A 14623-nucleotide genomic window follows, 5' to 3' on the forward strand; every position below is an offset into this window, starting at 1 on the left:
ATAAGTATGAAAGGAGTATATGATGAAAGACAATTGGATGAAATATAAAGATGACAGTCTTGTAGCATCATTCTATGATAGCCAGACCGCAACGTTTCAAGAACAAGGATTTGAAACTGAATTAGCATTTGGTACTGCCGGTATTCGTGGCCAGTTTGGACTTGGTCCAGGTCGATTAAATCGCTATACCATACAACGTCTGGCATTAGGAATTGCTAATTACTTAAACGATAAAGAAGATAATCCTTCAATTGTCATTCACTATGATATTCGTCATTTATCATCAGAATTCGCGCAAATTATTACGCAAATTTTGACTTCGAATGATATCAAAGTTTATCTGTCAGATGTGTATAAAACAACGCCACAACTCTCTTATGCTGTGCGATATTTGCAAACATCTGCAGGTATTATGATTACAGCAAGCCATAACCCTAAAGATTATAATGGCATCAAAGTTTATGGTGCAGATGGCGCACAATTAGATGAAGCTACGTCATTAGAAGTTGCTAACTATATCAATAACTTAGGTGATCCGCTTGAGTTAAATATTAAATTAAACCAAGAACGCATTGAGCAGAATACTAGTGATTTACCAGAAGCGGTTGATGATAGTTATATCAATAAAATTACACGGTTAGTAGGAGATATTCCACAATCTGAATTAAAGGTTGTTTATACGAGTTTACATGGTACCGGAGTACCGATTATTCCAGACGTGTTAAAGCATCTGAATTTTAAACAAGTCAGCTTAGTGCAATCACAATGTGAACTTGATCCGAATTTCAGTTCCGTGAAAAGTGCGAACCCCGAAGAACGCGAAGCCTTTGATTTAGCGATTCAACAAGCACATGATAGCGATGCGAATTTAATTATTGCAACAGATCCAGATGTCGATCGCATGGGGTTTGTTGAACGTTATACAGATGGACAAACATATTACTTTGGTGGTAGTGAAATCGGCGCATTACTCATTAAATATCTTCTCGAACACACGAATGTACCGAAGCATTCAGTTGTTATTCAATCTATTGTAAGTGGCGAGTTAGGTAAACGTCTTGCACAACAACATGGGGTCACTGTGAAGGAAGTCTTAATCGGCTTTAAGCATATTGCTAAAGCTATTCGTGAATTAGATGATACAGAATCTTTCCTATTCGCCTATGAAGAAAGCTATGGCTATTTGGCCGATGATTTCGTGCGAGACAAAGATGCTATTCAAATCGTGCCATTGATAATTAAGTATGCATCTATTTTGAAAAGTCAGGGCAAAACACTGCACGAGGCATTAAAAGAAATCCATAAAGAAGTAGGCCAGTATCGTGATAAACCGATGTCTAAAGTCTTTGAAGGTAAAGAAGGACAACAACAGATTAATGAATTAATGAATCAATTAAGACAGAATATTCCTGAAATCATAGCAGGATTAAACGTTGTTGCAGTGGAAGATTATAAGACATTAAAACGTGTAAATAAAGAAGATCATACTGAAGAAATAATACGATTACCTCAAGCGAATGTGATACGAATCATCTTTAAAGAAGGCTTTATTGCATTGAGACCATCAGGTACAGAACCTAAACTGAAGTTCTATCTCTCACTCAACGTCGATAACTTCGAACAAGTATCACAAGACATCTATAATTATATATTTGGCGATACTGAATAGCCTTTCTCAAATGTCTTTCCTAGTACAAAGACGGCATTTTGATGGCAAGACGCCACTAGGATTCGGATACGTCTTGAGACAAAAATGAAAACAAAAAGCGATGAATCACGACCATTTAACCTTTGTAAAAGGCTGGTCAAGTGCGTCATCGCTTTTTCAATCAAAGCAAGCAGGGAGCGGGACAACGATTTTAAAAAAATCTGTCCCGCTCCCTGTTCTGCTTTATTAATACTTTCTTAAAAAATTGATTTGTCGATCGTATAATTTATTCGCAATATAAGATTGCACCGTATTCAGAATCTCTTCAATTTCCTGTGTCATATTTGATAATACACGCACGGTAAAGCCATGTGTTGGCAATTGTGTTATACCAAGACGACAATCATATTGCTTCATATAACCTTTAATTTCGTCATACACTTCATCGATTAACTTTTGCGTCACGTCAGGATGAATAAAATAGGCTGAACCTAAATGTGTGTAATGCTCCATATAACCAATCGAACTAATCTCTGTTTCACTTGGATGCATACGCAAATTATCGTAAGTGACGAGTTCATCACCGACGTAAATTTCATTTAATAAATGCATATAATCATATGTGAAATGTTCATCACGCATAGAATAGCCAGGCGTCAAAATATCTGTATAATACATAGATGCCGTTTCATCTAACTTGAATATATTGTGCTGATAGAATTTCGCATGTTCGTAAGCAATAATCGGGTCACCAACATATTCCATATATCCATCTTTCGCTATATGGAATGTTTGATATTGTTCCACACGATCATTCAACGTCTTATAAATCTTCGTAGCACCTTGTGATGTGAGCGTCACTGCTGCGCCTTGATCTACATTGATATTCATTCGATATCGATCGCCATCTAAGTAACCACCGCCCACGTTCACAATATAGAACGTAGGCATCGTTGAATGGTTTAAATAGACTGGGCGAATGACTTTTAGCGCTTTTTCAAAGAAGATGTCGCGTGCAACAGAGCGTTTACCATTATTGAATACAGTTAAGTCTAACTGTCCAGTCCAAGGTTGTTCAATAGCTTGTTTCTTGTCTTCAGTCATTAAGATAGCCCTTTAAGCAATACATCACGTTCAATCCATTCAATTACATTATCTAAGCCATCATCAGTCTTAAGGTTAGTGAATGTGAATGGACGATTTCCTCTAAATGTCTTCGTATCTTCAGCCATTTGGTCTAATGACGCACCGACAAATTCCGCTAAGTCTGTTTTATTAATGACGAAGTAGTCAGATTTAATCATACCTTGACCACCTTTACGAGGAATTTTCTCACCTTGGGCTACATCGATAATATAAATTGAGAAATCTACTAATTCTGGACTGAATGTAGCGGCTAAGTTATCGCCACCAGATTCAATAAATATTAACTCAATGTCGTCATTACGTTCTAATAATTCATCAATCGCAGCAAAATTCATTGAAGCGTCTTCACGGATAGCTGTATGTGGACAGCCACCTGTTTCGACACCAATGATTCTATCTTCAGCTAACACGCCTGTATTAACCAAGATTTTTTGGTCTTCTTTAGTATAAATATCATTTGTGATAACACCGATACTTAATTCTTTAGACAGACGGCGGACTAATTTTTCTACTAATTGTGTTTTACCTGCACCAACAGGACCACCAATACCAATTTTAATTGGATTTGCCATAAATATTACCTCCTATGAAATAAAGATTCTCACATTAACGTTCTCATGTTCCATTTGATTAAGTTCTAATCCTGGTGCTGTCACACCAAAGTCTGATTCGTTCAATGTGAAGATATGTTGACGCGTACGTTCGATATGCGGAATCATATCTGACACAACTTGTTGCCCCGTTGTTTGACCAAGAGGGATTGCACGTACCGCATTCTGAGTTAAACTTGAAACATTTTGATACAAGTAATAATCAATAATCGTTTCGATATCAATACCTAAATGATGGCCTAACATTGTAAAGCAAATCGCTGGATGTAACTTAGCGCGCTTCTCAGTCATTTGCGTATGGTACCACGTCATCCATTCGCTATCATAAAGTTCCATAGCTAATTTCGCCATACGTGTGCCCATTTGTTTCGTGCCGACACGTGTTTCGCGAGGCAAACTTTGAACATAGATTAAGCGGTCTAATCTTAATACTTCTTCTGTATCTTCGTTTTCTAACGCTTGATAGACAAAACGCATAGCCAAACCGTCTGAGTAGGTTAATTGCTCATTTAAAAATAGCTGTAACCATGCTTTAAACGTCTTAGCATCTTTAACTACATCGCGTTGAATGTATGTTTCTAAACCAAATGAATGACTAAATGCACCTGTAGGAAATTGTGAATCACAGAACTGAAATAATCGAAGATGTGAATGATCAATCATGTGAATGTCCTATATGTCTGAAGGCTTTATTAACTTTACGGTCTTCATGACTATAAGGAATGCCTAATGATTTTAATAAATCTTCGACCAAATAATCATATTGTACGAGCATTTCAGTTTCTGTAAATTGTGCAGGTAAATGACGATTGCCAAGTTGATGTGCGATATCGCCCATTTCTTGTAACGTACGTGGTTTGATAACGAGTAAGTCTTCAGAATTCACATCAACCACAATCATATTTGTTTCGTCTTGATATAAAATATCACCATATTGTAAATCAATAGGTTGTTTTAAACGGATACCAATTTCTGTGCCATGATCTGTTGTTACACGTTGAATACGTTTAACTAAATCAGAGTTTTCTAAATAGACTTTTTCAACGTGCTTTTGTTTATCTTCAGCTGGTAAATTGGCAATGTTTCCTTGAATTTCTTCTATAATCATTAAACGTACCTCCTAGAATAAGAAGTATCTTTGAGTTAACGGTAATTCAGTAGCAGGTTCACTAGTCACTTTTTCGTCATCAACAAATACTTCATAAGTTTGTGGGTCTACATCAAGTTTAGGTGTAGCATCGTTATTCTTCATGTCTTTTTTCGTTAAATTACGAATGCCATGAACAGGTCGAACCATACGTTGTAGGTTTAAGCTACGGTAGATACCACTTTCGAATGCAGTTTTAGACACAAATGTAATGGCAGTATGCTGTAAATTGCCACCATATTGGCCATACATTTTACGATATTTTTGTGGCTCTGATGTTGGAATTGAACCGTTGGCATCGCCATTAACCGCTGCATTAATTAAACCGCCTTTTACAATTAGTTCAGGTTTAACACCGAAGAAGGCTGGTTCCCACATTACTAAATCTGCTAATTTACCACCTTCGATTGAACCCACATAGTCTGAAATACCATGTGTAATTGCAGGATTAATTGTATATTTAGCGATATAACGTTTAATACGGTTGTTATCATTGTATTCTGCATCACCATCTAAGAAACCGCGTTGTTCTTTCATACGGTGAGCGACTTGCCAAGTACGTGTTATCACTTCGCCTACACGTCCCATCGCTTGTGAGTCAGAACTTACCATACTAAAGACGCCCATATCTTGGAGTACATCTTCAGCTGCGATAGTTTCTTTTCTAATACGAGAATCTGCAAAGGCGATATCTTCAGGAATAGATGCGTTTAAGTGATGTGTAATCATTACCATATCTAAATGTTCGTCGACAGTATTTTGTGTGTAAGGTAATGTTGGGTTGGTAGATGAAGGTAAGATATTAGGATATGATGCGGATTTAATTAAGTCGGGCGCATGTCCACCACCTGCACCTTCAGTATGATACATGTGTAAGACACGTCCTTTAACTGCTGCCATTGTATCTTCCATAAATCCAGCTTCATTTAATGTATCAGCGTGAAGGGCAATTTGAACATCGAATTCATCTGCAACGGCTAATGCGTGATCAAGTGCTGATGGTGTTGCACCCCAGTCTTCATGAACTTTCAATCCAATAACACCTGCATGAATTTGTTCAATGAGCGCAGTGTGATTAACAGCTTGACCTTTACCAGTGAAACCAACGTTAATAGGGAGTTGCTCAGCTGCTTCAAGCATGCGATGTATATGCCAAGGGCCAGGGGTTACTGTCGTAGCTTTAGTACCTTCTGATGCACCAGTTCCGCCACCAATATGTGTAGTGATACCACTTTCAAGTGCTACTTCAGCTTGTTCTGGATTAATAAAGTGAACGTGTGTATCAATACCACCAGCTGTCACAATTTTACCTTCAGCTGAAATAATATCTGTTGTCGCACCAATAATGATATCAATATTATCCATAATATCTGGATTACCTGCTTGGCCAATAGCAAAGATGTAGCCATTTTTAATACCAATATCTGTTTTAACTACTTTATCGTAATCAATAATAACTGCATTTGTTATAACTAAATCTGCAACATAACGGTCGTCACGTGTCACGTTAGGATTTTGCCCCATACCGTCACGAATTGATTTACCGCCACCGAAAGTGACTTCATCTCCGTAACTTGTATAATCGTGTTCGACTTGAGCAAATAAATTTGTATCACCTAGACGAATTGAATCGCCTGTAGTCGGACCATAAAGACTGGTATATTGAGATTGCGTCATTTTAAAACTCATTAATCTTGTCCTCCTTTTTTATTGACGTTTTCTTCGCCTTCGTCATGAAATACACCGGCGTAGTCATCATTCTCGTCTGTAGGACGGTAAACGCGACTTTCATCAATTTTGCCATTCACTAAACCACGGAAACCATATATATTACGATGGCCTACATATTCAACAAGTTGAACTTTTTTCTCATCTCCTGGTTCGAAACGTACGGCTGCACCAGCGGGAATATCTAAGTGTTTGCCATAAGCTTTTTCACGTTCAAAATTTAATGCTTTATTAGCTTCAAAGAAGTGGAAGTGAGAACCAACTTGTACGGGACGGTCACCAGTATTTTTAACAACAAGTACCGTTTCCGCGCGTCCTTGATTAATTTCGATTTCAGTATTTTTAACTATAATTTCTCCAGGAATCATATTATTGCCTCCTTAGACGATTGGATGATGGACTGTAATGAGTTTTGTTCCATCTGGAAATGTTGCTTCGATTTCAATTTCTTTGATCATGCTTGCAACACCTTCCATGACATCTTCTTCATTTAGTATTGTTTTGCCATAGCTCATTAATTCGGCTACGGTTTTACCGTCTCTTGCACCTTCAAGTAATTCATCACTGATTAAAGCGAGTGCTTCAGGATGATTTAACTTTAAACCACGTGCTTTACGACGTCTTGCAACTTCTGCAGCTACAACAATCATCAACTTATCTTGTTCACGCTGAGTAAAATGCATATCTATTCCTTCTTTCCATTTGAAAATAACGTTCGTAGTCTTAATGTTAGAACTGTTAAGAATATTGTACAAGCAATATAGTCATACAATTATTTTAAATCCAAACTCTAATTGTATTTCTACATGATTAAATTTTGTAAAAGTATTTTGTAAGTTGTAGTAATAGTGCTAGAATTTAAAAGAATGAAGTGTAATAACAGAAGAGTAAGGTGAGTTTGTGAAGTATATTAATGTTTTTTTCAAAAATATAGCGCAAGTTGTGTTTATGAATAACAAATGGTCAGGGGTACTGATTTTAATTGGTTTGTTTGTGGCTCGATGGGAGATTGGTATAGCGGCTATGATAGGTAGCGTATTAGCGCTCTTATTGGCACCCTTCTTCAATTATAGTGAAGCGGAAATTCAAGATGGCTTAGCAGGGTATAATGCTGTGTTAACGGCTATTGGTTTAGCATTGTTCCTTCAGTCTACTATGGTAGCTTGGATTGTATTGCTGATTGCGACCATTTTAACGTTGCCTATGGGGGCGGCTATTAGAGAATGGTTAAAGCCTTTTGGTGTACCTATGCTAACATTTCCATTTGTATTGATGACATGGTTAGTGTTAGCAATGACGACACAATTTTCGAAATTAAAAGTGACAATTGATATATTGCCACAACAAGTAAAACATCCAGATATTAGTCATAATCATATCAGTTGGCTTAGTGGTATTACTACGAACTTCAGTGAAATCTTTCTAGTGACGTCTATACTGGGAAGTGTGTTAATTATAATAGGCATCTTTGTAGGATCAATCAAAGGTGGTATATACGCCATCATTTCCAGTATCTTAGCTGTTATCTTTATTGTGGCACTTGGTGGTGACTATCCATCTATTACGAATGGTTTATACGGCTATAACGCTATACTTACAGGTATTGCGTTGGGTGCGATATTTACGACGAAATTAAATACGTATATCGCAGTCATTACAGGGTTGTTATGCAAGTAAGGCACTATTTATTTGCAGAATCTAATAATTTTTTCTTTAAATCTTTACGTTCAAAGTCAAGAGAATAGGGATCGTTTAACCAATACACACCCTCGTCAACTTTAAATGTTTGTCCTTTTTTAACTGCGTCTGTATTTTTCCAAACATCTTTATTTTCGAATGAAAGGTCAGCCCCTTTAGCAACAGGTGTTACGACATAATCACCAGCCATTTCTGGAATTTGTTCCGCAGAAATATCAGCTAAATCTTCTTTTTTAGTTGCACTTTCAACTTTACTTGGCATTTTTAGGCCGAATGAATCGTAAAGTACTTCGCTACCGTGACCATAAGTTTTACCTAGAACATAGATTTTTTTATCGAAATCTTTGATGATTGAGACAGTAGCGTCTTCACCAATGGCATCCTTAATTTCTTTACCATCATCTTTCGTTTTATCTTCCCATTGATCTACCCATTTTTGCGCTTTATCTTCTTTACCGATAATTTTACCTAACTCTAAATGTTGTTCTTTATAATCATGCTTCATATAATCAAATGCGACAGTAGGTGCGATTTTTTTCAATTTTTTCAAGTTTTTGTCAGTATTATAAGTAATGATTAAATCTGGTTTGGCTTTAGCTACAGCTTCAACGTTTTCAGGATTAATTTTCTTAACATCTTTAAATTTATCTTTTAATACTGAACTATCATCCACATTTTTAGCTACAGCTTGAATGTTAGCATCAAGTTCTTTTAAACCACCGGCATACGTTGTACCTAAAACAACGATTCGTTTAGGTTCCTTAGGAATTTTAATTTTATCCCCATCGTCAGTTGTATAAGATTTAGTATCTTCTTTAGCATCATTAGAATGATTATTATCGCTATTATTACCACAAGCAGCTAAGGCTAAAATAAATACTAACGCCACAGCAAATAATTTTCTCAAAACATCCATCTCCTTTTATATGTATAATGCAATTATATAGGAAATTAAAATGAAGCAAAAGGTGAAATAGAATGACATTAGATAGTCACGATAAAATTGCGATAGTGCTCATCATAGTATTTGTATTCATTAGTACATTTTCAATGCCGGAAATTTACGAATTAATATTAAAGAGCATTATTGTTCTAGCCATTGTAGTTAATTTAGTTATGAAATTCATTGAAAAGCGTAAAAACAAATAATTTAATATTAAATAAAATTAATGTCATGTAAAAATTACGTTAAGTTATAAATGATATGTTATGCATAGTATAAAAATATTATATAATATTCAGTGATCGGCATAAAATCACTTTGTTATATAAAGGAGTAAATGCATGACTAAGAAATATTTGTTGAGTGTATTCACAGTTGTTCTAGCCATTGTTTTATGTGCATGTCAATCGACATCACACACGCAAGATAAAAAAGCGCAACAAGCATCGCAAAATAAAGAAGCAAACATGTATGCGAAAAAGAAAAGTTCTGGACAAGAAGATTGGGTTGAATATAAAGGTGATGTGGCGCATGTCTTTTTTCATCCGTTAATTACAGATCCTAAGATCGCATTCACTGGTGAAGCAAATCAAGCAAAAGGTAATAATGATTGGATGATTACTGTTAATGAATTTAAACGTTCACTTGATGAGTTATATCAGCATCATTACATATTAATTGATCCACATGATGCTTACGATTTTAATTCTAAACCTATTAAGAAGAAAACATTAAAGCTGCCTAAAGGAAAGAAACCATTAATTTTATCCATTGATGATATGAATTACTATGATTATATGAGAGGAAACGGCTATGCAGACCGCTTAGTCTTAGACAAATCTAATCACGTTGTATCTGAAACAAAAGGTAAAGATGGGAAAGTAACACAAAGTGAAACGAATGATATCGTTCCGATTCTAAATCGCTTTGTGAAAGATCATCCCGATTTCTCACTGAATGGACAAAAGGGTGTCGTTGGTTTAACAGGTTATAACGGTGTACTTGGATATCGTACCAATGAGTTAGACAGCAAAGATTATCATGAGCGAAAAGAACAAGCAATCAAAGTTGCAAACGCAATGAAACGTGACGGTTGGACATTTGCAAGTCATTCTTGGGGGCACATTGATTTTGCCAATAGTTCATATGATCGTATTGTGAAAGATACCGAACGTTGGAAGAAAGAAGTCACACCAATCATTGGACAAACAGATTTATTTATTTTCCCTCATGGCGCGCAAGATAGGGGCTCTGCAGGTTATCAATATCTAGAGCATAAAGCTGGTTTCAAATATTTAGCGGGCGTAGGTCCTAATAACTTTACTGATATCGGTGAGTATAGTGTATATCAAGATCGTGTTGCTATCGATGGTTTGAATCTTTATGACTTCAAATACAAGTTGAAACCATTTGTAGACCCTGACAAGGTTTATAGCAAGGAAGATCGTAGTTATTTTAAAGGTGACAAAGCGTATAAATAATCAGAAGTCACAGGCACATAACTCATCGCTATGACAAATGACAGCGAAATGAGCATGAGACATTAATAATATGATGATGCTATTTTGCAAATTCGCAGTAGCTGACTGAACTAAAAATACGCTTAAATCAAGCTTTTCTCAGTTCTAGTCATCCTTGCGGGCGGGGCCCCAACACAAAAAATCACGAAAGTGATTTTACAAGCAAAGCAAGCTGGGAGCGGACGACGAATTTAAAAAGAATTCTGTTCCACTCCCTTTAATTTGGTTAAATCATTAAAAATGAGAGTTGATCATCTTAATAAGAAACAGCATTCTAAGATTATGCGTTTATATATAGTTGTATTATCCATATAATATTGTTATAAAAGATATTGTACAATATTATAAATATTTAAAAAGAGGGGATATATTGTTTAGTAAATTTGTAAAGGGGATAGGCGCCATCATTACGATAGCGCTATTACATACGTCGATAAGTTACGCGAGTGAATCGCCAGTAACGATTGCTAATAAAGAAAAACATAGTAGCATAAGCACGAAATATCAGCCGAGTGGTGTCATGTTGACTACAGATCAAGGGCAAATTTTATATCATTACCAGGGAAATCAACATGTTGATCCGGCATCTATGTCTAAAATGATGACCTTATATTTAACATATGAAGCCATTGACAATGGAAGATTAAAGCTTAACGATAAAGTAAAAATTACCAATCATTATGCAACTCTGTCTAATTTACCAAATTTATCATCAGTATCATTGCAACAAGGTCAAGTATATACGATCGAAGCATTAATCAAACAAACAACATTAGCATCAAGCAATGCTGCTGCGATGATATTAGGTGAGAAGATTAGTGGTAATAATGATGCATTTACTAACAAAATGAATCAACAAGCGCAATCATTTCATATGACAAATACAAATTTTGTCAATCCTGCTGGCGCGCAGAATAGCTTGTTAGGTCAATACGCACCATCTAAATTTAAAAACCAAGAATATCCTAAAAGTACAGCGAAAGATATGAACATTTTAATGCAACAGCTTATTTCAAAGCATCCTGAAGTATTGCAAATATCTAAGTTGACACAAGATACACAACAAGGCAATACGTTTAAGAGTACAAATCTATCATTAAAAGGCCAACCGCTTTATTTACCTGGTACGGATGGGTTGAAGACAGGTACAAGTAATAAAGGCTATAACATCGCATTAACCAATAAGCAAAATCACTTGCGTTTAAACGAAACGGTCATGAACGTTCAACCTTATGGCGATGAAAATGCAAAATATAATAGAAATCGAATAGGGAACAACATTATTAAACAATATCGCCAAAAATATGAATACAAGAAAGTATTAACTGAAGGTGACCATGAAATTGATGGCAAGAAATATCATGTTAAGAAAGATTTATATGATATCGTGCCAAAGGATAACGCTCAGTGGCATATAGCCATCAATAAAGATGGCAAAGCCTATGTTCATTATCATAGGGATTTCTTACCAGGTAGTGACTACCCACGCGTTGCTGCAGATAAAAAATGGAAATGGTTCTAAATCGATAAATTAAATTAGAAAAAATGTCGCTAAGCTTTCAACTTGGCGACATTTTTCAAATTATGAAATACCTTAAATAAAGGGCGTTTTATCTCAGTTTCTTCAAATGGATTTCTCTAGCACCACATATCATATTCACAATTTCATTCGTTACTTTATCAATCGATTGTTGTTGTCCATGTTGAATCCAGTTCGTTATAACGCTTAAAATTCCCCCAGTTAAAAATTCTCCATATATGGTTACATCTACATAAAATTGTCCACTCTGTCGATCAAATTCAATTTGCTTTTGAACGGCTTTATAGATTTGTTCATAAAAAATCGTATAAACTTCGCCGTAAAAATTGAGAGTTATAACGCTACGGACCATGTCTTTATTATCGTGAATAAATGTCAAAACATCTCTCATCAATTTCTCGAAAAATTGTCTTGGATTATCAGGATTAATGTCTGGTAAATATAACGCTCTAAAATGATCAATTAATGTGCCGACGACATGATTTAACAAATCATATTTATCACTAAAATGACGATAAAACGTAGATCGTCGTACGTTAGCTTTGGTACATAAGTCCTGAACTGTAATCTGTTCAAGTGATTTTGATTGCAATAGTTCAGAAAATGAAGTAATTAGCGCTTGATGTGTCTTTTGGACGCGTAAATCTTGTTTGTTCAACATCATCACTCCTCATATCGGACAGTTTAATTAAAATGTCGCTTATGTTACAAAACCACATAAGTGACGCACAATTCTTAGCCTTCCGCATTTTATAATACAGTCGAAGGGTAGATTAATTTCTTTAAGATTACTAATAGTTTACTACTTTTCAATCTAAAAATTAAAAATAATGAACATTTGGGAAGTGATATGTATGTACTATAGTAACGGGAATTATGAAGCATTTGCCCGTCCTAAAAAACCAGAAAATGTCGCGCATAAATCCGCTTATCTTATTGGTTCTGGATTAGCCTCGTTAGCTGCTGCATGTTTCTTGATTAGAGATGGACAAATGGATGGGTCAAAAATCCATGTTTTAGAAGAATTATCTAAACCTGGTGGAAGTTTAGATGGCGATGAGCTTCCTTTAAAAGGCTATGTTGTTAGAGGCGGAAGAGAAATGGAAAATCATTTCGAATGTTTATGGGATTTATTTCGCTCCATCCCATCGCTTGAAATGGACAATGCTTCCGTATTAGATGAGTTTTATTGGTTAAATAAAGAAGATCCTAATTACTCACGTTGTCGTGTTATTGAGAAAAGGGGACATCAGTTACCTACTGATGGTGATTTTACTTTGACGCCACAAGCGATTAAAGAAATCATACATTTATGTTTAATGAAAGAAGAAGCATTAAATGATGTGACGATTACGGATGTTTTCTCAAATGATTTTATGCATTCGAATTTCTGGATTTATTGGAAAACAATGTTCGCATTTGAACCATGGCACTCTGCGATGGAGATGCGTCGATATTTAATGCGCTTTGTACATCATATTGGAGGATTAGCGGATTTCAGTGCCCTTAAATTCACCAAATATAATCAATATGAATCACTTGTTCTTCCTATGATTGCCTACTTAGAGTCCCACGGTGTGCAATTTCAATATGATGTCCAAGTCATGAATATTAAAGTCGATATCACAACAACAGAAAAAGTTGCTCGTGAAATACAACTTAAACGTTCAGGTAAAGATGAAGTTATTCCTCTAACGCCAAATGATTTAGTATTTGTTACGAATGGTAGTATTACTGAAAGTTCAACATATGGAGATAACAACACCCCCGCACCCCCTACAAAAGATATCGGCGGTAGTTGGACATTGTGGCGTAATCTTGCCAAACAGAGTCCTGAGTTTGGTTGTCCCGAAAAGTTCTATCATCATTTACCGGACAAAAGTTGGTTTGTATCAGCAACTGCGACGACGAATAACAAGACAATTATTAATACTATCGAGCACATTTGTAAACGAGATCCTTTAGCCGGCAAGACAGTGACAGGTGGGATTGTTACTGTGAATGATTCTAAATGGCAATTGAATTTTACTGTAAATCGTCAACAACAATTTAAAAGCCAACCCGACGATGAGGTGAGCGTTTGGATTTACGCGTTATATTCAAACGTGAATGGTGACTTTATCAATAAACCAATCACTGAGTGCAGTGGAAATGAAATTTGCCAAGAATGGCTATATCATATGGGCGTACCTATCAATCAAATTGAAGACCTCGCTAAAAATCAATGTAATACGATACCAGTCTATATGCCATATATCTGTTCTTATTTTATGCCTAGAGCTGTTGGAGACAGACCACTTGTTGTGCCTAAAAATGCTCGCAACATAGCCTTTATTGGTAATTTTGCAGAAACAGAAAGAGATACTGTCTTTACCACTGAATATTCGGTAAGAACTGCTATGGAAGCAGTCTACCAATTGTTGGGCATAGATAGAGGTGTCCCTGAAGTGGTTGCAACAGAATTTGACCTTCGCATATTGATGGATGCCTTATATGAACTCACCGACCGTAAAAATTTATTAGAACTCACCGAACATAACAAAATACAGCAACTCGCCCTCAACACTTTCTTGAAGAAGATTAAAGGCACATATATCGAAGCATTGTTGCAACAACACAAGTTACTATAAGTGTAGATACAA

Annotated in this window: 15 protein-coding genes; 6 read left to right on the plus strand and 9 right to left on the minus strand. The window is 35.9% G+C overall.

Features of this window, described 5'->3' with window-relative positions; genetic code table 11:
- The first annotated feature begins 22 nt into the window (after nucleotides 1-22).
- Nucleotides 23-1669, plus strand: a complete 1647-nt coding sequence (locus KA909_RS11910; protein WP_210130262.1) for a phospho-sugar mutase — start codon at nucleotides 23-25, stop codon at nucleotides 1667-1669.
- A gap of 225 nt (nucleotides 1670-1894) precedes the next feature.
- Here KA909_RS11910 and KA909_RS11915 read toward each other — a convergent pair whose 3' ends face one another.
- From KA909_RS11915 to KA909_RS11945, 7 genes are read right to left on the minus strand one after another with little or no spacing between them, the layout of a single operon-like run.
- The gene (locus tag KA909_RS11915; protein WP_193838795.1) at nucleotides 1895-2752 is read right to left on the minus strand and encodes an urease accessory protein UreD; all 858 of its coding nucleotides are present in this window, start codon (nucleotides 2750-2752) and stop codon (nucleotides 1895-1897) included.
- A complete protein-coding gene (gene ureG / locus KA909_RS11920; protein WP_193838796.1) occupies nucleotides 2752-3366 on the minus strand; it encodes an urease accessory protein UreG in 615 nt (204 codons plus the stop codon). Before ureG ends, KA909_RS11915 begins: the two co-directional genes overlap by 1 nt.
- 12 nt (nucleotides 3367-3378) lie before the next feature.
- On the minus strand, nucleotides 3379-4068 hold the full coding sequence (locus KA909_RS11925; protein WP_193838797.1) for an urease accessory protein UreF: 690 nt from the start codon (nucleotides 4066-4068) through the stop codon (nucleotides 3379-3381).
- Complete coding sequence (ureE, locus tag KA909_RS11930) at nucleotides 4061-4513, minus strand: urease accessory protein UreE (protein ID WP_107629269.1); 453 nt, start codon at nucleotides 4511-4513, stop codon at nucleotides 4061-4063. Before ureE ends, KA909_RS11925 begins: the two co-directional genes overlap by 8 nt.
- A 12-nt stretch (nucleotides 4514-4525) precedes the next feature.
- Nucleotides 4526-6241: an urease subunit alpha gene (gene ureC, locus KA909_RS11935; RefSeq protein WP_210130263.1), complete on the minus strand. Its 1716-nt coding sequence runs from the start codon at nucleotides 6239-6241 to the stop codon at nucleotides 4526-4528.
- Complete coding sequence (locus KA909_RS11940; RefSeq protein WP_053030033.1) at nucleotides 6241-6648, minus strand: urease subunit beta; 408 nt, start codon at nucleotides 6646-6648, stop codon at nucleotides 6241-6243. The genes ureC and KA909_RS11940 overlap by 1 nt, the downstream gene beginning before the upstream one ends.
- Before the next feature lie 12 nt (nucleotides 6649-6660).
- Nucleotides 6661-6963 (minus strand): urease subunit gamma, encoded by a 303-nt coding sequence (locus KA909_RS11945; RefSeq protein ID WP_053030032.1) that lies wholly within the window; start codon nucleotides 6961-6963, stop codon nucleotides 6661-6663.
- A 217-nt stretch (nucleotides 6964-7180) separates the two neighbouring features.
- Here KA909_RS11945 and KA909_RS11950 point away from each other — a divergent pair, with 217 nt between their 5' ends.
- Nucleotides 7181-7957: an urea transporter gene (locus KA909_RS11950; protein WP_210130264.1), complete on the plus strand. Its 777-nt coding sequence runs from the start codon at nucleotides 7181-7183 to the stop codon at nucleotides 7955-7957.
- A 4-nt stretch (nucleotides 7958-7961) separates the two neighbouring features.
- Here the strand turns inward: KA909_RS11950 and KA909_RS11955 are convergent, their stop codons facing one another.
- Nucleotides 7962-8885, minus strand: a complete 924-nt coding sequence (locus KA909_RS11955) for an ABC transporter substrate-binding protein (RefSeq protein WP_193838800.1) — start codon at nucleotides 8883-8885, stop codon at nucleotides 7962-7964.
- 71 nt (nucleotides 8886-8956) lie between these two features.
- On the opposite strand from KA909_RS11955, the gene KA909_RS11960 reads away from it, so the two are divergent.
- The 3 genes from KA909_RS11960 (at nucleotide 8957) to pbp4 (ending at nucleotide 11963) form a co-directional block, all read left to right on the plus strand.
- Nucleotides 8957-9127 carry a hypothetical protein gene (locus KA909_RS11960; protein WP_154392021.1) on the plus strand — a complete coding sequence of 57 codons (171 nt, stop codon included), beginning with the start codon at nucleotides 8957-8959 and terminating at the stop codon, nucleotides 9125-9127.
- 135 nt (nucleotides 9128-9262) lie between these two features.
- The gene (locus tag KA909_RS11965) at nucleotides 9263-10402 is read left to right on the plus strand and encodes a polysaccharide deacetylase family protein (RefSeq protein ID WP_210126105.1); all 1140 of its coding nucleotides are present in this window, start codon (nucleotides 9263-9265) and stop codon (nucleotides 10400-10402) included.
- 409 nt (nucleotides 10403-10811) lie between these two features.
- Nucleotides 10812-11963 carry a penicillin-binding protein PBP4 gene (gene pbp4 / locus KA909_RS11970; protein WP_210126104.1) on the plus strand — a complete coding sequence of 384 codons (1152 nt, stop codon included), beginning with the start codon at nucleotides 10812-10814 and terminating at the stop codon, nucleotides 11961-11963.
- Between the two features lie 88 nt (nucleotides 11964-12051).
- On the opposite strand, the gene KA909_RS11975 is transcribed toward pbp4, so the two are convergent.
- Nucleotides 12052-12639, minus strand: a complete 588-nt coding sequence (locus tag KA909_RS11975; RefSeq protein ID WP_210130271.1) for a TetR/AcrR family transcriptional regulator — start codon at nucleotides 12637-12639, stop codon at nucleotides 12052-12054.
- A gap of 196 nt (nucleotides 12640-12835) precedes the next feature.
- On the opposite strand from KA909_RS11975, the gene KA909_RS11980 reads away from it, so the two are divergent.
- On the plus strand, nucleotides 12836-14611 hold the full coding sequence (locus KA909_RS11980; RefSeq protein ID WP_193838804.1) for an oleate hydratase: 1776 nt from the start codon (nucleotides 12836-12838) through the stop codon (nucleotides 14609-14611).
- The last annotated feature ends 12 nt before the right edge of the window (nucleotides 14612-14623 follow it).

The organism is Staphylococcus sp. GDX8P54P, from assembly GCF_017893165.1.
Taxonomy (GTDB): Bacteria; Bacillota; Bacilli; order Staphylococcales; family Staphylococcaceae; genus Staphylococcus; species Staphylococcus borealis.